Annotated in this window: 26 protein-coding genes and 1 pseudogene; 10 read left to right on the forward strand and 17 right to left on the reverse strand. The window is 69.8% G+C overall.

Translation table 11 applies throughout. The features are described 5' to 3' along the window. Positions 1-57 precede the first annotated feature (57 nt). The gene (locus tag AVR91_RS09525; protein ID WP_063274986.1) at positions 58-1,077 is read left to right on the forward strand and encodes an aldo/keto reductase; all 1,020 of its coding nucleotides are present in this window, start codon (positions 58-60) and stop codon (positions 1,075-1,077) included. Between the two features lie 4 nt (positions 1,078-1,081). On the opposite strand, the gene AVR91_RS09530 is transcribed toward AVR91_RS09525, so the two are convergent. The 11 genes from AVR91_RS09530 to AVR91_RS09580 form a co-directional block, all read right to left on the reverse strand. Continuing rightward, positions 1,082-1,954 (reverse strand): AAA family ATPase, encoded by an 873-nt coding sequence (locus AVR91_RS09530; protein WP_063274944.1) that lies wholly within the window; start codon positions 1,952-1,954, stop codon positions 1,082-1,084. A 31-nt stretch (positions 1,955-1,985) separates the two neighbouring features. Next, the gene (locus AVR91_RS09535; protein WP_063274945.1) at positions 1,986-2,555 is read right to left on the reverse strand and encodes a nucleotidyltransferase family protein; all 570 of its coding nucleotides are present in this window, start codon (positions 2,553-2,555) and stop codon (positions 1,986-1,988) included. Then, on the reverse strand, positions 2,548-3,354 hold the full coding sequence (locus AVR91_RS09540) for an IclR family transcriptional regulator domain-containing protein (protein WP_063274946.1): 807 nt from the start codon (positions 3,352-3,354) through the stop codon (positions 2,548-2,550). The genes AVR91_RS09535 and AVR91_RS09540 overlap by 8 nt, the downstream gene beginning before the upstream one ends. Positions 3,355-3,363: 9 nt before the next feature. Then, entirely contained in the window at positions 3,364-3,768 is a 405-nt protein-coding gene (gene pcaC, locus AVR91_RS09545) for a 4-carboxymuconolactone decarboxylase (protein ID WP_063274947.1), read from the reverse strand. After that, a complete protein-coding gene (gene pcaD / locus AVR91_RS09550; protein ID WP_063274948.1) occupies positions 3,765-4,544 on the reverse strand; it encodes a 3-oxoadipate enol-lactonase in 780 nt (259 codons plus the stop codon). Before pcaD ends, pcaC begins: the two co-directional genes overlap by 4 nt. Positions 4,545-4,551: 7 nt before the next feature. Then, positions 4,552-5,100: a protocatechuate 3,4-dioxygenase subunit alpha gene (gene pcaG, locus AVR91_RS09555; RefSeq protein ID WP_063274949.1), complete on the reverse strand. Its 549-nt coding sequence runs from the start codon at positions 5,098-5,100 to the stop codon at positions 4,552-4,554. After that, a complete protein-coding gene (pcaH, locus tag AVR91_RS09560; protein ID WP_063274950.1) occupies positions 5,100-5,834 on the reverse strand; it encodes a protocatechuate 3,4-dioxygenase subunit beta in 735 nt (244 codons plus the stop codon). Before pcaH ends, pcaG begins: the two co-directional genes overlap by 1 nt. Positions 5,835-5,862: 28 nt before the next feature. Continuing rightward, positions 5,863-7,041, reverse strand: a complete 1,179-nt coding sequence (locus AVR91_RS09565) for a thiolase family protein (protein ID WP_063274951.1) — start codon at positions 7,039-7,041, stop codon at positions 5,863-5,865. Next, a complete protein-coding gene (locus tag AVR91_RS09570) occupies positions 7,038-7,793 on the reverse strand; it encodes a CoA-transferase subunit beta (protein ID WP_016336332.1) in 756 nt (251 codons plus the stop codon). Before AVR91_RS09570 ends, AVR91_RS09565 begins: the two co-directional genes overlap by 4 nt. Then, a complete protein-coding gene (locus AVR91_RS09575) occupies positions 7,790-8,599 on the reverse strand; it encodes a CoA transferase subunit A (RefSeq protein ID WP_063274952.1) in 810 nt (269 codons plus the stop codon). The genes AVR91_RS09570 and AVR91_RS09575 overlap by 4 nt, the downstream gene beginning before the upstream one ends. Positions 8,600-8,666: 67 nt before the next feature. After that, on the reverse strand, positions 8,667-9,926 hold the full coding sequence (locus tag AVR91_RS09580) for an NADH:flavin oxidoreductase/NADH oxidase family protein (RefSeq protein WP_063274953.1): 1,260 nt from the start codon (positions 9,924-9,926) through the stop codon (positions 8,667-8,669). A 101-nt stretch (positions 9,927-10,027) separates the two neighbouring features. Between AVR91_RS09580 and AVR91_RS09585 the strand changes: the two genes are divergently transcribed. The 3 genes from AVR91_RS09585 to AVR91_RS09595 all read left to right on the forward strand — a co-directional run bounded on the left by AVR91_RS09585 (position 10,028) and on the right by AVR91_RS09595 (position 12,234). After that, entirely contained in the window at positions 10,028-10,564 is a 537-nt protein-coding gene (locus tag AVR91_RS09585; RefSeq protein ID WP_228708182.1) for a TetR/AcrR family transcriptional regulator, read from the forward strand. A gap of 72 nt (positions 10,565-10,636) precedes the next feature. Continuing rightward, entirely contained in the window at positions 10,637-11,554 is a 918-nt protein-coding gene (locus AVR91_RS09590) for an acetoacetate decarboxylase family protein (RefSeq protein WP_063274955.1), read from the forward strand. After that, positions 11,551-12,234, forward strand: a complete 684-nt coding sequence (locus AVR91_RS09595; protein ID WP_063274956.1) for a type 1 glutamine amidotransferase domain-containing protein — start codon at positions 11,551-11,553, stop codon at positions 12,232-12,234. The genes AVR91_RS09590 and AVR91_RS09595 overlap by 4 nt, the downstream gene beginning before the upstream one ends. Here the strand turns inward: AVR91_RS09595 and AVR91_RS09600 are convergent, their stop codons facing one another. After that, positions 12,235-12,762 (reverse strand): hypothetical protein, encoded by a 528-nt coding sequence (locus AVR91_RS09600; RefSeq protein ID WP_063274987.1) that lies wholly within the window; start codon positions 12,760-12,762, stop codon positions 12,235-12,237. It lies immediately after the preceding gene. 159 nt (positions 12,763-12,921) lie between these two features. Here AVR91_RS09600 and AVR91_RS09605 point away from each other — a divergent pair, with 159 nt between their 5' ends. Continuing rightward, positions 12,922-13,887, forward strand: coding sequence for a 2-hydroxyacid dehydrogenase (locus AVR91_RS09605; RefSeq protein WP_063274957.1), 966 nt, complete (start codon positions 12,922-12,924; stop codon positions 13,885-13,887). After that, a complete protein-coding gene (locus AVR91_RS09610) occupies positions 13,884-15,008 on the forward strand; it encodes a glycerate kinase (RefSeq protein WP_063274958.1) in 1,125 nt (374 codons plus the stop codon). The genes AVR91_RS09605 and AVR91_RS09610 overlap by 4 nt, the downstream gene beginning before the upstream one ends. Before the next feature lie 31 nt (positions 15,009-15,039). Here AVR91_RS09610 and AVR91_RS09615 read toward each other — a convergent pair whose 3' ends face one another. Then, the gene (locus tag AVR91_RS09615; RefSeq protein ID WP_005153325.1) at positions 15,040-15,351 is read right to left on the reverse strand and encodes a hypothetical protein; all 312 of its coding nucleotides are present in this window, start codon (positions 15,349-15,351) and stop codon (positions 15,040-15,042) included. Positions 15,352-15,447: 96 nt separating this feature from the next. Then, a pseudogene (locus tag AVR91_RS09620) lies at positions 15,448-15,648 on the reverse strand (hypothetical protein); the annotation flags it as partial. Positions 15,649-15,820: 172 nt separating this feature from the next. Here AVR91_RS09620 and AVR91_RS09625 point away from each other — a divergent pair. The 4 genes from AVR91_RS09625 (at position 15,821) to shbA (ending at position 18,006) form a co-directional block, all read left to right on the forward strand. Next, complete coding sequence (locus AVR91_RS09625) at positions 15,821-16,276, forward strand: GtrA family protein (protein ID WP_016336342.1); 456 nt, start codon at positions 15,821-15,823, stop codon at positions 16,274-16,276. A 173-nt stretch (positions 16,277-16,449) separates the two neighbouring features. Further along, entirely contained in the window at positions 16,450-16,800 is a 351-nt protein-coding gene (locus AVR91_RS09630) for a YidH family protein (RefSeq protein WP_063274959.1), read from the forward strand. Next, entirely contained in the window at positions 16,797-17,099 is a 303-nt protein-coding gene (locus tag AVR91_RS09635) for a DUF202 domain-containing protein (protein ID WP_063274960.1), read from the forward strand. Before AVR91_RS09630 ends, AVR91_RS09635 begins: the two co-directional genes overlap by 4 nt. A 250-nt stretch (positions 17,100-17,349) precedes the next feature. After that, the gene (gene shbA / locus AVR91_RS09640) at positions 17,350-18,006 is read left to right on the forward strand and encodes an RNA polymerase sigma factor ShbA (protein WP_034321212.1); all 657 of its coding nucleotides are present in this window, start codon (positions 17,350-17,352) and stop codon (positions 18,004-18,006) included. A 108-nt stretch (positions 18,007-18,114) separates the two neighbouring features. On the opposite strand, the gene AVR91_RS09645 is transcribed toward shbA, so the two are convergent. The 3 genes from AVR91_RS09645 to AVR91_RS09655 are packed head-to-tail and all read right to left on the reverse strand — an operon-like array spanning position 18,115 to position 20,206. After that, positions 18,115-18,939 (reverse strand): amidohydrolase family protein, encoded by an 825-nt coding sequence (locus AVR91_RS09645; protein ID WP_063274961.1) that lies wholly within the window; start codon positions 18,937-18,939, stop codon positions 18,115-18,117. Next, on the reverse strand, positions 18,936-19,907 hold the full coding sequence (locus AVR91_RS09650; protein WP_063274962.1) for an aldo/keto reductase: 972 nt from the start codon (positions 19,905-19,907) through the stop codon (positions 18,936-18,938). The genes AVR91_RS09645 and AVR91_RS09650 overlap by 4 nt, the downstream gene beginning before the upstream one ends. Then, positions 19,904-20,206, reverse strand: coding sequence for an L-rhamnose mutarotase (locus tag AVR91_RS09655; protein WP_063274963.1), 303 nt, complete (start codon positions 20,204-20,206; stop codon positions 19,904-19,906). Before AVR91_RS09655 ends, AVR91_RS09650 begins: the two co-directional genes overlap by 4 nt. Positions 20,207-20,257: the final 51 nt, after the last annotated feature.

Consider the following 20,257-nt stretch of genomic DNA (forward strand, 5'->3'; position numbering starts at 1 on the left):
CCGTATCGTTAGCGGAGCAACGTTCCGCTTGCTTATCTTGCCATGGAGGACCCCGTCATGCAGTACCGCACCTTGGGCAGGACCGGTGTCCAGGTCAGCACTCTCGCGCTGGGCGCGATGAACTTCGGCGCGATCGGGCGCACCACCCAGGACGAGGCCACGGCCATCGTCGACGCCGCGCTGGAGGGCGGCGTCAATCTCATCGACACCGCCGACATGTACAGCGCCGGCGAGTCGGAAAAGATGGTCGGGAAGGCCATCGCCGGCCGTCGCGAAGACATCGTGCTCGCCACGAAGGCGAGCATGCCGATGGGCGAAGAGCGAAACCACCAGGGCGCTTCACGCCGCTGGCTGGTCACCGAGCTGGACAACAGCCTGCGCCGCCTCGACGTCGACCACGTCGATCTCTACCAGGTCCACCGCTGGGACCCGAAGACCAGCGACGAGGAAACCCTTTCCGCGCTCACGGATCTGCAGCGCGCGGGGAAGATCCGCTACTTCGGCTCGTCGACGTTCCCCGCGTATCGCATCGTGCAGGCCCAGTGGGCCGCCCGGGAGCACCGGCTGAGCCGGTACGTCACCGAACAGCCGAGCTACTCGATCCTGCAGCGCGGCATCGAAACGCATGTGCTGCCGGTGACCGAGGAGTACGGGATGGGTGTGCTGGCCTGGAGCCCGCTGGCCTCCGGCTGGCTGTCCGGGGCGGTCCGGGAGGGCCGCGAGATCAGCACGAACCGTTCGGCCGTGCTGCCGCAGCGTTTCGACCTGACCCGGCAGGTCAACCGGACCCGGCTGGAGGCCGTCGAACGACTGGCCAAGGTCGCCGACCAGGCGGGACTGAGCCTGATCCAGCTCGCGCTCGGCTTCGTCGTCGCGCATCCGGGGGTGACGAGCGCGATCATCGGGCCACGCACGCTGGAGCACCTCCAGTCACAGCTCGCCGCCGCGGACACGGTGCTGCCGTCCGACGTCCTCGACGCGATCGACGAGATCGTCGCCCCGGGCACCGACCTCGCCCCCGAGGAGAAGCACGACACCCCGCCCGCGCTGCTCGACGCGTCGCTGCGGCGCCGCTGACGCCTCAGGCCAGCAGGCTGTCCAGTTTGGCCCGGACCCTGTCCAGGTCTTCGCTGTACTTGAGGACCGAACCGAGCGTCCGGGCGGCGGCCGCGGCGTCCAATTCGGACATCCCGAGCGCGAGGAGCGCTTGAGCCCAGTCCAGGGATTCCGCCACCCCGGGCGGTTTCAGCAACTCCATCGCGCGGAGCCGCTGCACCGCCGTCGCGACCTGGGCCGCGAGCGCCTCGCCGAGGCGCGGGATCTTGCGGCGCAGGATTTCGACCTCGCGGCCGAGGTCCGGATGTTCGAGCCAGTGGTAGAGACAGCGACGCTTCAGCGCGTCGTGCACCTCCCGCGTCCGGTTCGAGGTGAGCACCACGAGCGGCGGATGCTCGGCGCGCACCTCGCCGAACTCGGGGATCGTCACCGCGTTCTCGTCGAGGAGTTGCAGCAGGAAGGCTTCGAACTCGTCGTCGGCCCGGTCGATCTCGTCGACCAGGAGGACGCATGGCGCGGTCTGCAACGCCTTCAGCAGCGGCCGGGAGAGCAGGAACCGTTCGGTGTAGAGGGATTGTTCGGCGGCCTCGACGTCGAGGCCGCCGTCACCGGCGGCTTCCAGTGCCCGCAGGTGCAGTAGCTGCCGGGGGAAGTCCCATTCGTACAGTGCCTGCGCCGCGTCGATCCCCTCGTGACACTGGAGACGGATGAGCGGCATGCCGAGCGCTTCGGCCAGTCCCAGCGCGAGCGAGGTCTTGCCGGTTCCCGGTTCGCCCTCGCAGAACAACGGGCGGCCGAGCGCCACGGCGAGGTACCCGGCCGTGGCGATGCCGTCGTCGGCGAGATAGCCGACCGCTTCGAGGGCTTCGGCCAGTTTCTCGGGCGATTCGACGGTCACTCGCCGATGGTAAGCCCCGGTGGGCCGGAGATCAGCCCGGAAGATCCTCGCGGCGGTCCACGTCCTGCCCGGTGCCGAGGTCACCGCATTCGACGAGCCTCAGGTCCTCGCGCGCCCGGAGCCAGTCGCGGGCGCCCTTGTCCCCGGACGCGCCCGCGACGATCTCCGGCCACCAGCGACGGCCGAGCACCACGGGATGGCCGGGAACGCCGTCGTAAGCGGCACGCGCGACGGTGTTCCCGTCGGCCCCTGCGGCGACCCGGCGGACCACTTCGGCACCGACCCCGGGCAGATCCACGAGATGCACGACGGCGGCTTCGGCATCGGTTTCGGCGAGCACGCGCAGGCCCGCGCGCAGTGAGGCGCCCATGCCGGACTCCCAGTCCTCGGCGACGACGGCGGCCCCGGGATCGGGCAGGAGCGCGCGGGCTTGCGCGGCCGACGCACCCAGCACCACCCGGACCGGGACGCAGCCCGCTTCGGCGAGCACCCGCAGCGACCGGACGACGAACGGCTCGCCGTCGAGGACGGCCAATGCCTTCGGCCCGCCGAACCGACGCCCGGCGCCGGCCGCGAGGAGCAGCCCCGCGACCTCAGCCATGCCTCGCCCTGGTCGGCGGCGCAGAGGCCAGATCGGCCTCGATGGCCCGCGCCGCCGAAAGCAGCGACGGCAGCAGTTCCTTCTCGACCGACTCCGGCGTCGTGCGGCTGGCGTGGGTGGAAAGGTTGACCGCGGCCACGACCTTCCCCCGCCGGTCCCGGATCGGCGCGGCGATCGAGCGGAGACCCTCTTCGAGTTCCTGGTCGACCATCGCGTAGCCCTGCCGGTACACCTTTTCCAGCTCGGCGAGCAGATCCTTTTGCCTGGTCAGCGTGCGCGCGGTCAGCTTTTCGAGTTTGGCCGCGTCGAAGTAGCCGTGCAGGTCTTCGTCATCCAGGCCGGCCAGCAGGACATGCCCCATCGACGTCGCGTGGGCGGGGAAGCGGGTGCCGACGTTGATGCTGACGGTCATGATCCGCGAGACGGCCACGCGGGCGACATAGACGATGTCCGGGCCTTCGAGCACGGAGATCGAACTCGACTCGTGCACCTCGGCGGAGAGCCGTTCCAGATGCGGCTGGGCGACTTCCGGCAGCGACAGGCTCGACAGGTACGAGTAGCCGAGTTCGAGGACCCGCGCGGTGAGCGAGAAGTACTTGCCGTCCGTGCGCACGTACCCCAGGTCGACGAGGGTGAGGAGGAACCGGCGAGCGGCCGCCCTGGTCAGCCCGGTCGCGCGGGCGACGTCGCTCAGGGTGAGCTCCGCCGCGTCCGCGTTGAACGCCTTGATCACGGCCAGCCCGCGCTCCAGCGACTGGACATGATGCGCCCCGCGCTCGGTCACCTCGCCTTCGTCCATGAAAGAACCCTAACTGTCACCCTCTCTCTGGGCGGCAGGCTCACCGAGTTCGGCCAGGACCCGCTGCGCGACGGCGAACGCCGCGTTGGCGGCCGGGGCACCCGTGTAGACGGCGGTGTGCAGCAGGACCTCGGAGATCTCCTGCGCAGTGAGTCCATTGTGGACGGCCGCGCGGACGTGCATCGCGAGCTCGTCGTGGGCGTGCAGCGCGGTGAGCGCGGCCAGGGTGACACAGCTGCGGGTCTTGCGGTCGAGCCCGTCCCGCGACCAGACCGATCCCCAGGCGCCCCTGGTGATGTAGTCCTGGAACGGGCGGCTGAACTCGGTGGTCCGGGCGACGGCCCGGTCGACGTGCTCGTCCCCGAGGACCTCTCGGCGCACCTTCATGCCGGTCTCGTAGGGGTCTTCGCTCATCGGGCGGCCTCCAGATGTTCGAGGATCAAGGCGCTGAACCGCTCCGGCTGTTCGAAACTCCCGAGATGGGCGGCGTCTTCGACGACCTCGAGCCGCGCGTCCGGGATGCCGCCCGCGATCACCTCGGCGTGCTCAACCGGGGTGGCCGGATCCTGGGCTCCGGCGATGACCAGGGTCCGCGCCGCGATCTTGGGCAGGTCGCTCACGAGGTCCATCCGCTCGATGGCCTGGCAGGACGCCGCGTAGCCCTCGGCGGGGACACCCGCGATCATCTCGCGCAGGTACTCGGCCTGCTCCGGATACGCGGCGGCGTACCCAGTGGTCAGCCACCGGCCGACGCCGGCCTCGGCGACCGCCGCGGTGCCCTTCTCGCGGACGGTCTTCGCCCGGTCCGCCCACATGCTCGGCGGCCCGAGCTTCGCGGACGTGCAGCACAGGACGAGGCTCGCGATCCGGTCCGGCGCGTTGACGCCGAGCCACATCCCGGTCATCCCGCCGAGCGAGAGCCCGACGACGTGGGCCCGTTCGGCGCCGTGCTCGTCGAGCAGCGCGAGCAGGTCACCGCCGAGATCCGCGAGCGTGTACGGCCCGGCGGGCACCGGGGACGCGCCGTGCCCGCGGGTGTCGTACCGGATCACCCGGAAACCCCTCGCCACCAAGGGTTTCACCTGCGGTTCCCACATGCGGTGATCGCTGCCGAGCGATCCGCTGAACACCACGACCGGGCCGTCGGCGGGCCCCTCCGCGACGCTGTGCACCTTCACCTGCTCGGACATCGAAGAACTAGACATCGAAGAACACCGTCTCCCCTTCGCCCTGCAACCGGATGTCGAACCGGTAGCCGTCACCGGCCTTGGTGGCGATCAAGGTGCCCTGGCGCGCCTCCGGGACCGACGCCAGCACCGGATCCCCGGAGTTGTCGTTGTCCTCGAAGTAGACCCGGGTGACCACCCGGTGCAGGAGCCCGCGGGCGAACACCGAGACGTCGATATGCGGCGCCTGCGTGCCGCCGGCCGGGCCGGGCAGCGAGCCGGGCATGATCGTCCGGATCTCGTAGTCGCCGTTCGGGTCGGTGGGACAGCGGCCGAAGCCCCGGAACCCGCTCGCGACCGCTCCGCGCGGGTCGTCGGGGTGGTCGAACCGGCCGTCGGCGTCGGCCTGCCAGGTCTCGATCATCGCGTCCGGCACCGGTTCGCCCGCGCCGTCGAGGACGCGGCCGTGGATGCGGATCGCGGCCGGCTCGCCCGCGGGGACGACGTCCGGCCCGTCCGGCCAGGGCAGGCCGATGGACAGGTACGGGCCGACGGTCTGGGAAGGCGTCGTCTCCGGCATCAGTGCTCGTCCTCCTCGTCTTCGAAGACCGAAGCCTCGCGGCCGCGCACGACGATGTCGAACTGGAAGGCCAGCGCCCACTCGGCTTCCGTGCGGTCGAGGTCGAAGCGCGCGATCATCCGCTGCCGCGCCTTCTCGTCCGGGATGGAGTTGAAGATCGGGTCCTGCGAGAACAGCGGGTCTTCCGGGAAGTACATCTGCGTGACCAGCCGCTGGGTGAACGCGCTGCCGAAGACGGAGAAGTGGATATGCGCCGGCCGCCAGGCGTTGTCGTGATTCTTCCACGGGTACGCGCCCGGTTTGATGGTGGTGAAGGTGTAGCGCCCTTCGGAGTCGGTGAGTGTCCGGCCCGCGCCGTCGAAGTTCGGGTCCAGCGGCGACGGCCAGCGGTCGCCGGTGTGCCGGTACCGGCCGCCCGCGTTCGCCTGCCAGATCTCGACGAGCGAGTCACGGATCGGCCGTCCGTCGCCGTCGAGCAACCGTCCGGTGACGATGATCCGCTGGCCCTGAGGCTCCCCCGCGTGCCCCTTGGTGAGGTCGTTGTCGAACTCGCCGATCCGGCCCGGGCCCAGCGCGGGCCCGGTGACCTCGGTCAGCAGATGCGGGAGCACGATCAACGGTTCCTTGGGGTGCCGCAGCGCCGTCGACCGGTATCCGGCGGAATCGAGCGGCGGATGCGTGCCCTCCGGATCGCGCCGGTAGCGCGGGAGCCTCAGTTCTGCGGGTGCCGACATGCTGTTCCCTCCAGCGCGGGTCAGTGGATCACTGAGCTTCGAGGACGATGGCCAGCCCCTGGCCGACGCCGATGCAGATGGCGGCCAGACCCCACCGGCCGCCGGTGCGGCGCAGGTGGTGGGCCAGGGTGCCGACGATCCGGCCGCCGGAGGCGCCCAGCGGATGCCCGATCGCGATCGCGCCGCCGTTCACGTTGACGATCTCCGGGTCGAGCTTCGACCAATCGCGCAGACAGGCCAGCGACTGCGCGGCGAAGGCCTCGTTCAGCTCCACCGCCGCGAGGTCTTCCCAGCCGATCCCCGCCCGCTCCAAGGCGATCTCGGCCGCGCGCACCGGGCCGATGCCGAAGACGTCCGGGTCGACACCGGCCGCGCCCCGGCCGGCGATCCTGGCCAGCGGCGCCTTGCCGAGCCGCTTGCCCGCCGCCTCGTCGCCGAGCAGCAGCGCGGAGGCGCCGTCGTTCAACGGCGAGGCGTTCGCGGCCGTGACCGTCCCTTGTGGACGGAAGACCGGCTTGAGCTTGGCGAGCTTCTCCAGGCTGGAGTCCGGCCGGATGCCTTCGTCGCGGGTGAGTTCGACACCCTCGACCGGGACGACGTGATCGTCGTAGAACCCCTCGTCCCAGGCGCGGGCGGCGTTGACGTGGCTGCGGACGGCGAACGCGTCCTGCTCGTCGCGGCCGATCCCGTAGCGCTCCGCGAGCTGCTCGGTGGACTCGCCGAGCGAGACCGTCCACTGCTCGGGCATCTTCGGGTTGACCATGCGCCAGCCCAGCGCGGTGGAGTACAGCGTCTGGTTGCCCGCCGGGAAGGCCTTCTCCGGTTTCTGCATGACCAGCGGCGAGCGGCTCATCGACTCGACCCCGCCCGCGACGGCGAGCGAGGCGTCGCCGACCTGGACCGTCCGGCTGGCGTGCATGAGGGCGTCGAGGCCGGAGCCGCACAGCCGGTTGACCGTGGCACCCGGCACCGTCGTCGGCCAGCCGGCCAGCAGCGCCGCCATCCTCGCGACGTTGCGGTTGTCCTCGCCCGCGCCGTTGGCGTCGCCGAGCACGACCTCGTCGACGGTGGCCGGGTCGAGGTCGTTGCGCTCGGCCAGCGCCCGCAGCACGGTGGCGGCGAGATCGTCCGGGCGCACCCCGGACAGGGCGCCGCCGTACTTGCCGAACGGGGTACGGATGGCGTCGAACAGGAAGACGTCGGTCATGCGCTCGCCCTTTTGAGGTCTCGGAGGATGCGGAGTTCTGCCTCGGTCGGCGCCGGGGTGGTGCCCAGGTCGCCGGCCACCTTCAGTTTCCACCCGGTCGCTTCGACGACCTGATCGACCTCGACACCGGGGTGCAGTTCGGTGAGCGTGAGCTCGGCGGTCTCCGGGTCGGGCCGCATCAGGCCGAGGTCGGTGACCACCAGCGTCGGCCCGGCGCCGGGGAGGCCGAGCCGTTCACGATCGCCCTTGCCGGTGCCGTGGCCGAACGACGTCACGAAGTCCACCTTCTCGACGAACGTGCGGGGGCTCTGCCGGAGCACCACGAACACCTCGCGGCAGGACGCGGCGATCTCCGGGGCCCCGCCCGCTCCCGGGAGGCGCACCTTGGGATTGGCGTAGTCCGGCCCGATGACGGTGGTGTTGATGTTGCCGAACTTGTCCAGCTGGGCGGCGCCGAGGAAACCGACGTCGATCCGCCCCGGCTGGAGCCAGTAGTTGAAGACCTCGGGGACGCTGACCACGGCGTCCGCGGTGTCGGCGAGTTCGCCGTCGCCGATGGACAGCGGGAGCCTGCTCGGCTTGGCGCCGAGGCAACCGGATTCGTAGATCAGCGTCAGGTTCGGCGCATGCCCGCGGCGAGCCAGGTTGGCGGCGGTGCTGGGCAGGCCGATGCCCACGAAACAGGACATCCCGTCGCCGAGCGCGCGGGCCGCGGCGACACTCATCATTTCGTCGGACGTGTACTCGGTCATGCCTTCACTCCCGTCAGCTCGCCGAGCCAGCGGGTGAAGCTTTCCCTGTCCCGGCCGATCGCGTCCCATGCCTGGTAGGCGTCGTTGTCCCGTTCGTAGTAGCCCGCCGCGTACGACGGCCTCGCGCCGCCGGGCACCTCGGCCACGGCGGTGACGGCCCACGACGGCAGCACGATCGCGCCAGGCCGGGGCTCCAGCTCGTCGACGACCTCCTCGACGGTGACCAGCGACCGTTTCGCCGCGAGCACCGCCTCCTTCTGGACGCCGGTGATGCCCCAGATCTGGACGTTGCCGGACCTGTCGGCGCGCTGGGCGTGGACGATCGTGACGTCCGGGTTGAGGGCGGGGACCGCGGCCAACTGCTCACCGGTGAACGGGCAGGTGATGGGTTTGATCGTGTCGGTCTGCGCGGGAAGATCGGTGCCGGTGTAACCACGCAGGACGGCGAACGGCAGGCCCGAGGCTCCGGCGACGTACCGATTCGCCATGCCCGCGTGGCTGTGTTCCTCTATCTCCAAGGGCACCGGCCAGGAGTGCTGGACGGCGTCACGGAACCGGTGCAGCGAGCCCACTCCGGGGTTGCCGCCCCACGAGAAGATCAGCTTGCTCGCGCAGCCCGCGCCGATGAGCTGGTCGTAGACGATGTCCGGCGTCATACGGATCAACGTCAGGCCGGTGCGGCCCTGGCGGATGATCTCGTGACCGGCGGCCACGGGGATGAGGTGCGTGAAGCCCTCGAGCGCGACGGTGTCCCCGTCGTGCACCAGCCGTGCCACGGCTTCCTTCAACGACAGCAGCTCCGCCATCCCCACCCTCCCGGACTCTCCATGATGCGTTCGTATCGCGCACACATGTTCTTCATATGAACATAGCTCAGCCGACGCGACCGTGCAACCAAGCGCGATAGCGGCGGAGCGCCAAGGCCTGCAGGACCGTTTCCACCACGAGCGCCGCCTTCGGATCGATGCCGGGCTTGGTACGCCGCCCCGCGCCGAGCCGGCGAAGCTGTCGCCGGACGCGCGCCATGCTCGCGGCGGACGCGACGGCCTTGTCGCCGATCCGGACCGGCGCGAGTTCCACGGCGGCGTCCCCGTCGTGCCGCCATTTGGCGGGCAGTGCCGGATCGACGGCCAAGGCGGTGCCCATGCCGACGAGTTCCACGCCGCTCGCCAGGACTTCTTCCGCGACGCGCCTCCGGACCACACCGCCGGTCAGCATCAGCGGCAGCGAACTGGTCCGGACGAGCTGTTCGGCCAGCGACAGGAAATAGGCCTCCCTCGCCCGGGTGCGATCGTCGCCGGACTGCCCGGTCATCGCCGGGCTCTCGTAGCTGCCGCCCGACAGTTCGACCAGGTCGACGCCGAGCGGCGCGAGCATCGCGATGACCGACGCGGCGTCGTCGGCATCGAAGCCGCCGCGCTGGAAATCCGCGGAGTTGAGCTTGACGGCGACGGCGAACCCGGGCGCCACGACGGCGCGGACCGCGCGGACGACGTCGAGCAGGAACGCCGCCCGGTTCCCCAGACCGCCACCCCACCGGTCTTCACGACGATTGGCCAGCGGGGAAAGAAATTGCGAGAGCAGGTAGCCGTGCGCCGCGTGGATCTCGACGCCGTCGAATCCGGCCTCTTCGGCACGACGGGCGGTCTCGGCGAATCGTGCCACGGTCTCCTCGATCTGCCGCGGGGACATCTCGACCGGCTCGGCGAACCGCTTGCTGTTCTTGCCGACGTCGACCCGGACGGCCGACGGACCCCAGGCGACCCCGGGCATGTCCGCCCGCACCTGGCGCCCTGGATGGTTGATCTGCATCCACACCCGCGCGCCCCCGCTCTTGGCGGCCGACGCCCATCGGCGGAACGGTTCCAGCGGCGAATCCGCGTCGAGGACGACACCGGCCGGTCCGGTGAGCGCCTCCGCGTGGACCATGACGTTGCCGGTGATGAGCAGACCGGCCCCGCCCTCGCCCCACCGGCGATACAGCTCGAACAAGGGCTTGCCGGGCAGCTGCCCGCGACTCGCCATGTTCTCCTCCATCGCGGCCTTCACCAGGCGATTCGGCAGCGTCGAGCCACCCGGAAGGGTGAACGGCTCGAAGACCGGCGAGGAGGTTTTCTCGACTGCGGATGACATCCTTGCTCCCGGAAGAGGTATGTTTACATTGCTCACATGAGCATAGGAAGGGGATGTAAGCAGTGTCAACATCGGCGAAGAGTGGTTACCACCACGGCGACTTGAGAGCGTCACTGCTGACCACGGCGATGCGCATGCTCGAAGCCGGCGAACAGTTCTCCTTACGCGCCGTCGCACGCGAAGCAGGCGTTTCGGCGACAGCGCCGTACCGGCACTTCGCCGACAGGGACGCCCTGGAGTCGGCATTGGCCGCGCAAGGCTTGCGCGACCTGAAAGAAGACCTCGCGAAGGGACGCGAACTCCCGGCCTCAGCGGAGGAACTGGCCGAGCTCGCGGTCGCCTACGTCGATTTCGCCTTGCGTCGCCCGGCACTGTTCCGCCTGATGTTCGGGAACGCCTGCGACACGGGAAGCGAGGAACGCGTCCAGGCCGCGGCGGACATCCACGACCTCCTGCGGCTCGCGATGACCCACGTGTTCTCCGAGCCCTCGGACGCCCTCGCCTCGGCCGGCTGGGCACTCGCCCACGGGCTCGCCTACTTGTTCCTGGACGGCAAACTCCAGGTGGAGTCGGACGACGAGATCGCCGAGCAGGTGCGCGCCTCTTTCGCCGCGATCTTGGCGGCTCGGCCGAAGTAGCCGGTGTTGACAGTGCTTACATCGAAGCTTATGGTCGCGAATGTAAGCATTGTAAACATCCCGGGAGATCCGATGACACAGGAAACGGTCACCGTCGATCTGGGCGGACGCGCGGTCGACGTCCCGAAAGGCGGCCTATACGACCGCTACCGCATGGACACCGACCTCGACGCCGTCGCCGCCGACCCGCGCGTGAGCGGCGTCGACTTCTTCCGGCGCCTCCCCAAGGCGCGGGTCGACTCCCCGATCGGCCCGACGCTGACGCCCAACTTCTACTACCGGATCTCGACGGCCCGGCTGACGTTGACGGCGCCTTCACGGGCGATCCGGCACCGCCTTCCTGAAGAGCTCACTCCACTGGAGGTCGCGCCGGGCCTCGGCCTGGTGTCGGTGATGGTGTTCCGGTACGACGTCTGCGACATCGACTTCTACACCGAGGCCGCCGTGGGTGTCGCGGTCCGGCCCGCCCGGCACGGACGGCTCGGCTTCTTCGATCTCGTGACCGGGCTCAAGAACGAACACCTTCACTCGTACGTGTTGTCCCTTCCGGTCAGCAGCGACATCGCCCAGGTCCGCGGCCACGACGGCTACGGATTCCCGAAATGGGTGACGAGCCTCGACGTCGACATCGACGCCGAGCGCACCGAAGCGAGCGTGGCGAACGACCGCGGAGAGACCGATCTCGCCCTTTCGGCGGCGACGCCGCGCCAAACTCCGCACAAATCCGGCGAGCGGGTCTCAAGCCTCACGTCGTACACCACCATCGGGGACGCGTGGCATGCGACGCTGAGCCAGACCAACGTCCTCTCGGCCGGAAGCACGACGTTCCCGCGCGGCGTCGGCCTCCGGCTGGGCGAGGGACGCCTCTCCGACGACCTGCGCTCGCTCGGCCCGCGCAAGCCGATCCGCCTCGACGTGCTGACCGAAGGGCAGCTCGCGCTCCACATGCCGGTCCCCACCTCCGTCCGGGAACAGGAGGCCCGCCAATGACCAAACGCGTCTTGACCGTCGTCACCAACGTCGGCCACTACGACGATCCGTCCCACCCGACCGGGTTGTGGCTCTCCGAACTCACGCACGCCTACCACGTCTTCGCCGAGCGCGGGTTCGAGCAGACGATCGTCAGCCCCCAGGGCGGACGATCGCCGCTCGAACCCCGCTCGCTGAAGTTCCCCAACTACGACAAGACCGCCAAGGCCTGGCGCGCCGACCCGGACCGGATGGCCTTGCTGGAGAACACCGCCGCCCCGGACGAAATCGACTCGGCGGACTTCGACGCGATCTACTTCACCGGCGGCCACGCGGTCATGTACGACTTCCCCGACAGCGACGGACTACAGCGGATCACCCGCGAGATCTTCGAACGCGGCGGCATCGTCTCCTCCGTCTGCCACGGTTACTGCGGCCTGTTGAACACGAAGCTGTCCGACGGCTCGTATCTCGTCGCGGGACGCAAGATCACCGGCTTCGCCTGGCGCGAGGAAGTCCTCGCGAAAGTGGACAAGCTCGTGCCCTACAACGCCGAAGAAGAGATGAAGAAACGCGGCGCGCGCTACGAAAAGGCCAAGCTGCCCTTCGTCTCCTACGCGGTGGTCGACGGCAACCTCGTCACCGGTCAGAACCCGGGATCCGCGAAGGAGACGGCGAAGAAGGTGGCGGACCTGTTGTGATCAGCCGATCCCGCTGCCGGGCGGGAACCATTCGACGGCCTTGAAGTCCCCGCTCTCGACCCGCTCGAAGGTCGCGCTGCTCAGACACGGCGGAACGATCTGCTTGTGCTCGGGGTCCGGCCCCCAGCTGTAGCCGAGCCGGTCGCGCTTGCCGTTGTCGTACACCGTCATCCCGACGCGGCGGTCCTTGAGGCCGGGGACGTCCGTGTCCTCGACGATGCCGGTGACGACGGCGACCGGGCCACCGACGACCAGGCAGTCGACCCTGCCCTTGAAGTAGGCGGAGAACCCGCCGCCCACGTGGCTGACCCGGAAAGTCCCCCTGCTCTCCGGGAAGAGACCGTGCGCGTCGAAGGCGAACCGGACGTCCTGGCCGTCCTTGCGCAGCATCTTGGCGCTGCCGACCAGGCTCGGTTCGGTCGGCTTGCCCTTGCCCGCTTCCGCACCCGACGCCGGACCGGCCGCGACGAGTGTCGTGGCGAGGACCATCGCGGCACCGACGGCCGCGAGTTCTCGTGATCGTTTCATGTTCCACCCCTTGAATCCCCTGGTCGCGGAGCTTTTCCGCATTTCTCACCATTCCGGGGCGCCGGACGGTGACGACTCCCCCGCGCAGGGGAAGCGCCTCCCTCATAACGGGGATTTCCGGTATTTGGGATACCAAGCGCCGCACACTAGGCTGAGCGCGTGACCTCGACGATCGCGGTGACCCGGTGGATTCCCGACGAAGCGCTGAAAGTGCTCGCCGAGGCCGGGGAGGTGAAACTGTCGCGCGCCGACCGGCCGCTGACGCCGGACGAACTGCGCGAGTTCGTCCGCGGCTCGTCCGCGATCGTCGGCATGCTGCACGACCGGATCGACGGCGAGGTCGCCGACGCGGCGGGCCCGGATCTGAAGGTCGTGGCGAACGTGGCCGTCGGCTACGACAACATCGACGTCCCGGCACTGGCCGGACGCGGGATCACCGTCACCAACACCCCCGGGGTGCTCACCGACGCCACCGCGGATCTGGCGTTCGGGCTGATCCTCGCGGTCACGCGACGGCTCGGCGAGGGCGAACGGCTGCTCCGCTCGCGCACCCCCTGGTCGTTCCATCTCGGTTTCCTGCTCGGCTCTTCACTGCAGGACAAGACCCTCGGGATCGTCGGGCTCGGCCAGATCGGGCAGGCGGTCGCGCGGCGGGCGCTCGGTTTCGGCATGCGGATCGTCTACTCAGGACGATCGAGGGCCGCCGAAGACGTCGAGAAGGCCCTGGGCGCGCAGTACGTGCCCTTCGCCGAACTGCTGCGAAGCTCCGACGTCGTGTCGCTGCACTGTCCTCTGACGCCGGAAACCCGGCATCTCGTCGACGCGGACGCGTTGAAGGCGATGAAACCGGGCGCGTATCTGATCAACACCACACGCGGCCCCGTCGTCCACGAGGCCGCGCTGGCCGACGCGCTCGAAGCCGGGGAAATCGCCGGTGCCGGCCTCGACGTGTTCGAAGCCGAACCCGAGGTCGAACCGCGCCTGCTGGGCCGCGAAAACGTCGTCTTGACGCCGCATCTCGGATCGGCGACGGTCGAGACCCGTACTGCCATGGCCGTGCTCGCGGCCGAGAACGTCGCGTCGGTGCTCACCGGCGGAAACCCGCTGACGGAGGTTCGTCCATGACTCGTGTGGTCATCGCGCCCGACAAGTTCAAGGGAAGCTTGACCGCGGTCGAGGCCGCGGAGGCGATCGCCCACGGCGTCCGCGACGCGCTGCCCGAAGCCGAGGTCTCGTCCTGCCCGGTCGCCGACGGCGGCGAAGGAACCCTCGACGTCCTCGTCGCGGCGGGCGGCCACCTCGTGGAACTTCCCGTCCGAGGGCCGCTCGACGACACCGTCGACGCCCGCTACGTGACCCTCGACGGGACGGCATACATCGAATCGGCCCGCGCTTGCGGGATCGAGTTCGTCGAGCCGAGCCCGGAGGTGGCGCTCGCCGCGCACACCTGGGGCGTCGGGGAACTGCTCGCGCACGCGCTCGACAACGGCGCGCGGCGGCTGGTGCTCACGGTCGGCGGGACGGCGAGCACCGACGGCGGCGCCGGGATGCTGGCGGCGCTGGGCGCCGGGGTCTTCGACGCGTTCGGCGCGCCGGTCGGGCTCGGCGGCGGCACGCTGGGCCGGGTCGCGCTGGCCGAACTCGGCCCGGTGCGTGAACGGCTCGGCTCCGTCGAGGTCGCCGTCGCCACCGACGTCACGAACCCGTTGCTCGGCCCCCGCGGCGCGGCCGCGGTCTTCGGCCCGCAGAAGGGCGCGGGCCCGCGCGAGGTCGAGCAGCTGGACGAGTCCCTGTCCCGCTGGGCTCAGGCGTTGCGGAGCGCCGGGGCGCCCGACGTCTCGGATCTTCCCGGAGCGGGCGCGGGCGGCGGGGTCGCCGCGGGCGCGATCGCGGGACTCGGCGCGAGCGTCGAATCCGGGTTCCAGCTCATCGCCGGGCTCACCGGCGTGGCCGGCGCCATCGAACACGCCGACCTCGTGATCACCGGTGAAGGCTCACTGGACGAGCAGAGTCTCGACGGCAAGGCCCCGGCGGGTATCGCGGCCCGCGCGCGGGAACACGCGGTGCCGCTGATGGTGCTGGCCGGGCGGATCCAGCTGGACCAGAGCCAGCTCACCGGCCTCGGGGTCGTGGGCAGCGCCGCCCTGATCGACCACGCGCCTTCGCTCGACCACGCGCGGGCGCACGCGGCGGAACTCCTGCGCGAGCGGGCCGGCGAGCTGGTCCGCGCCTGGGCCCGCCCTTGAGCCTGGGCAGTGACGCCTGAACCCCGCGGGGTCAGCTGCCGGGCTGGGGCTGAGCCTGCGGGAGTACGGCGAAGGCGACTTCGCCGGTTTCGTCCTGCTGGACGTCGAGGACCTTGTCGTCGAGCAACGCGGCCGCTTCCGGCTCCAAGAACACCTTCGGGCCGCCGTCGGCGCCGAGGACCTTGTCGCCGCTTTCCGGTTCCGGGGCGACGGACACGGCGAGCTGAGGACTGTCCCCCTGCTGGGAGTGCATGGCGAACCGCAGCCCGCCTCCATCCTGGCCGTTCTCCTGCCCGGTCAGTGCGGTGATCGCCTCGGCGGCGGCTTCGGTGACTGTCAGCATCTCTGCCCTTCCTTCGTCGCGGTCTTGCACTTGACCGACCACGCTAGGGGGTGTCGGCACGGCCCGCCGTCTGAGTGAAGATCATTTCTCGCCGACGTCCGGCTCCTCTTCGGCCAGCCGCATGGCGTGCGACTCACCTTCGCGGATCTCCGCGGGTGTGGTCCCGAACCGGTCGGCGCCACTCCAGTGTTCGGGCGGTTCGACCCCTTCTTCGAGCGGGTCGACACGGAGTTCGTCCTCGTCGAGCGCCTCACTGGGATCCAGCGTTTCCGGCTCCGCGCTCTCACGATCGCTCATCGGCCGCTCCCTCCTGGTCGGACGTTGCCCGGGGCGTGCTGTACTCGACCCCGTCCCGGTGGCGTACCCGGCGTCTCCGCAGGCCAAACGGCGGTGCTGTCGCGGGGATCACAGTTTCTCAGGTGGTTCATTAGCTTCACAAATTTGTGAAACAAGGAGTAGCGTCGTCGGTATGACCACCACCAGGTGGGCGCCAGGGCACCGGATCATCCGGCGCGCGCCGGAGCGGCACCACGAACTCGGCAACCATGCCGCTTGGTACGTCGTCGCCGGGGTCGCCGCCACCGGCCTGCAGGCGGTGCTGTTCCTTCTCCTGCAGCCGATCCTCGGCCCGCAATTGGCCAATCTGGTCGCGCTCGCGGTCACCACCGTCGGGAACACCGAGTTCCACCGCCGGGTCACGTTCGCCACTCGCAAGAGTCACGCGGGCAAGCGGCATTTCCAGGATCTGGTGACCTTCGCCTTCTACGCCGTGTACGGCTCGATCGTGCTCGCGTCCCTCGACGCGGTGATCACCGAGCCGACCGCGCTGGAACAGACCGGCGCACTGCTCGCTGCCAGCGTCGTGGGCGGCATCGCGCGCTTCGCGGTCCTTCGCTGGTGGGTCTTCGCGCGCCGGAACGCCTAGGCGGTGTCCGACCGGCCTGCGCGATGGGCTTCGTGATCCAGGTGGCTCCTGGCGGTGCGGGCGGATCGCCCTCGTACCGGGTCGTACTCGGGCGCATCCGCCCGTGCCGCCAGGGGTGACCTGGGCGCGAAGACCGCGCGCAGGCCGGCCGAACACCGCCTAGTCTTCATCGCGTGGCAGAGATCAACGGCCCGCACGACGGCGGCTCGGAACCCGATTACCGCTTCACGCTCGCCAACGAACGGACCTTCCTCGCCTGGCTCCGGACGGCACTGGGCCTCCTGGCCGGCGGCGTCGCCGTCCATCAACTGGTCCCCGACCCGAGTGCGCTGAGCACCGTCCTGGCGGGGCTGTGCGTCGTACTGGCCGCCGTGCTCGCGGCGAGCGCCTACCCGCGCTGGCGACAGGTGCAGACCGCGATGCGCACGGGACGACCGTTGCCGAAGAGCGGGATGCTGCTCCTGCTGACCGCCGGAATCCTCGCGATCACCGTGACCGCCGCGGCACTGGTGGTCTTCTCGTGAACCCGTCCGATCACGGAGCGCAAGCGGAACGGACCGGGCTGGCGTGGCGCCGGACCGCGCTCGCGGCTACTGCCTGCACACTCCTGCTCTTGCACACCGCGGCCCGGCGAGGATGGGGCACGGCGGTCGTCCCGGTCGCCTTCGCGGGGGCCATGGTGATCACCTTCGCCGTCGTCGGCGCGATCCGTGAACGAGCACTGCGCCGTCCGGAAACCCCGAAACCTCTTAACCCGATCCTTGCTGTCACAACGTCGGCACTCGTCGTAGCGACGGCGGCGGCACTGATCGCGGTGCGCTAATCGCCGCGCACATCCAGCGACGCCGAGGCTCGTTTTCGCGACGCAGAGTCTCGGTTGTATTAAGCCGGCTCCGGCGAATGGGCTATCTCTAGTTGAAATCTTTACTGCCGTCCGATCGACGCCTACGATTACGCTGCGTCGCAACGGCGGCAGATGGATCTGATCTTGCGGAGCATCTGCCGCCCTCAATCGTTACGGAGTGTTGACCCCTCGACAGCGACGGTCGCAGGGTCGGCCGGGGAGGACGACCATGCAAGCAACTTCAAGCGCGTCCAGAACCGTCACCCCCGATGCGGTCCCCGGATACACGACTCCGGAGAACCTGCCTCGACCGGGCGGACGGCTGACGAAGGAGGACCTCGATCCCCTCGTCAAGGACGCGGGCGACGGGAATCCCGCCGCCATCCAGTCCCTGCTGCGGATGATCGGCCCCGTCGTGGTCCGGTACTGCCGCGCCAGAATGGGCGGCCGCGACCTGTCCTACCTGTCGGCGGACGACGTCGCGCAGGAAGTGTGCATGGCGGTGCTGAAGGCGCTGCCCGGCTACCAGGATCGCGGCGGTTCGTTCCTCTATCTCGTGCACGCCATCGCCGCCAACAAGGTCGCCGACGCCTACCGCGCCGTCTCCCGTGACCGGTCGGAGCCGGTCCCGGAACTGCCCGAGCGGCCCATCGGCGACAACGAGCCCGAAACGCACGCCCTGCACCTCGACCTCGGTGCCCGGCTCAACCGCCTGCTCTCCACCCTCCCGCGGGTGCAGCAGGAGATCCTCGCCCTCCGCATCGCCGTCGGCCTGTCCGCCGCCGAAACCGCCGAGGCGCTCGGGATCTCCGCCGGCAACGTGCGCGTGACGCAGCACCGCGCACTGGCCCGCCTGCGGACGATGGTCAAGCAGGACGAGTTCTGATCTTTCGTCCCCCTGCCGCAGGTCGTTGATCAGCGGTTCTCAGGCGCCCGGACCCCGCGCCGCCCACTTTCTTCCTTCCCCGGTTCACCGCCGGGGTTTCGTCGTGTCTCACGTAAGGCGATAGGCCCGCCGCGCCGTCCCGTCGAAGAACTCCAGCCGCTCGGCATCGCTCAGCGAACCCGTCAGCGAAAACGCCGTGTCCACGACGACCTCGTAGGCGGCCGCGAGTTCGCAGACCGGCCAGTCGGAGCCGAACATCAGCCGCGAAGCCCCGAAAGACTCCAGCACGTGCTCGGCCCAGCGCGCCAGCTGACCGACCTTCCAGTGCGCCCAGTCCGCCTCGGTGACGAGTCCCGAAAGCTTGCAGTACACGTTGTCCAGCTCGCCCAAGGCCGCGACGCCGTCCGCCCACGGCTGCCACTCACCCGAGGCGATCGGCGGTTTCGCGGCGTGGTCGAGCACGAAAACCTGGTCCGGCAACGCTTTCGCGGCGGCGAGGGCCGCGGGAAGCTGAGGTGGCTTCACCAGCAGGTCGTACGCCAGCCCTGCCTCGCCGAGAGCGGCGAGACCACGCAGGACGTCGGGCCGCGTCAGCCACGACGGGTCCGGCTCGTCCTCCACCTGGTGCCGGATTCCCACCAACGGCCCTGAAAACGAGGCCACGCGCTCGGCGACGCCGGGGGCGGTGAGGTCGGTCCAGCCGACGACGCCGGCGATCAGCGGTTCTTCCCGCGCCGCCGAAAGGAACTCGCGCGTCTCCTCCTCCGACGAGACCGTCTGCACCAGCACGGTCCCCTTCACCCCCGCCGCCTTCGTCACCGCGCGGAGATCGTCCACTGTGTACGGACGGCGGATCGGTTCCAGCGCCGTGCCGGTCATCCACGGGTAGTCCCGTCGCGCCGGGTCCCAAAGGTGGTGGTGCGCGTCGATCACGGCTGTCCTTCCTCCCGCAGCACGGTGTCCTCACGCAACAGTCCCGCACGGATCAGGTCCGTCCACAACTCGCGCGGCACCGGGCGCCGGAAACGTTCGGCGTTGAGCCGGACCTGCCCGGGATCGTGCGCGCCGACGACGACGGACACCACCGACGGATGCGCGGCCGGCAGCGCCAAAGCGGCTTGCGGGAGCTCGACGCCGTGCCGAGCGCAGACGTCGGCGATCCGCTGGGCGCGTTCGACCAGTTCGGCGGGCGCCTCGACGTAGTCGTACATCGTGCCCGGCGTCGCGGTGGCGAGGATCCCGGCGTTGAACGCGCCGCCCGCCACCACGTCCACCCCGCGTTCCGCGCACAGCGGGAGGAGATCGTCGAGGGCGGGCTGGTCGAGCAGGGTGTACCGGCCCGCCAGCAGGATCACGTCGAGATCGAACCGGCGGACGAACTCCGCCAGCATCGGCGCCTGGTTCATCCCGGCGCCGATGGCGTCGACGACACCCTGTTCGCGCAATTCGAGCAGCGCGGGGAAAGCACCGTCGACGGTGTCCTCGAAGTGCTCGTCGGGGTCGTGCACGTAGACGACGTCGACGCGGTCGAGCCCGAGCCGCTCCAGACTGTCCTCAAGCGACCGCAGGATCCCGTCACGACTGAAGTCCCAGCGTCGTTTGTACGCGGCCGGAACGACGAAACCCTGCGAGTCGGTGCGTGAAGCGCCGTCGGGATCGGGCTCCAGTACCCGGCCGACCTTGGTCGACACCACGAAGTCCGCGCGGGGATACGCCGAAAGCGCCGCGCCCAACCGTCGTTCCGACAGCCCGAGCCCGTAGTGCGGGGCGGTGTCGAAATACCGGATGCCTTCGTCCCACGCCCGCCGGACGGTCGCTTCGGCCGTCTCGTCGGTGATGGCGTGGTACAGGTTGCCCAGCTGCGCGCAGCCGAGCCCCAGCGGGGACAGGGAGATCTTCACGGAAGCTCCCAAACGAGGCCGATTCCCGAATCCTTGCCCGAGTAGTCGTCTTCGACGTCGAGCAGTTCGGACATCCGAGCCTGCCAGGGAATGTTGGCCGGATGATCGCGCAGGACCGCGCGCATCTTCGCGTAGTCCTCGACCTCCACCACGTGGAACAGGTCAAGGCCGTCCCGCCAGATCCGCCACGAACGCACGCCCGCACCGCGCAGGGCTTCGTCCAGGTCGGGCGGGATGACGGCGTGGACCGACTCGTATTCGGCCTCCTTGCCCGGCTTCAGCCGGGTGTGGAGTGCCACTCTTTGTAGTGCGACACCGTGGGTCACCGCGCCTCCTTCATTCGAAACATG

The organism is Amycolatopsis keratiniphila subsp. keratiniphila, from assembly GCF_001620365.2.
In the GTDB taxonomy this organism is placed as follows: domain Bacteria; phylum Actinomycetota; class Actinomycetes; order Mycobacteriales; family Pseudonocardiaceae; genus Amycolatopsis; species Amycolatopsis keratiniphila.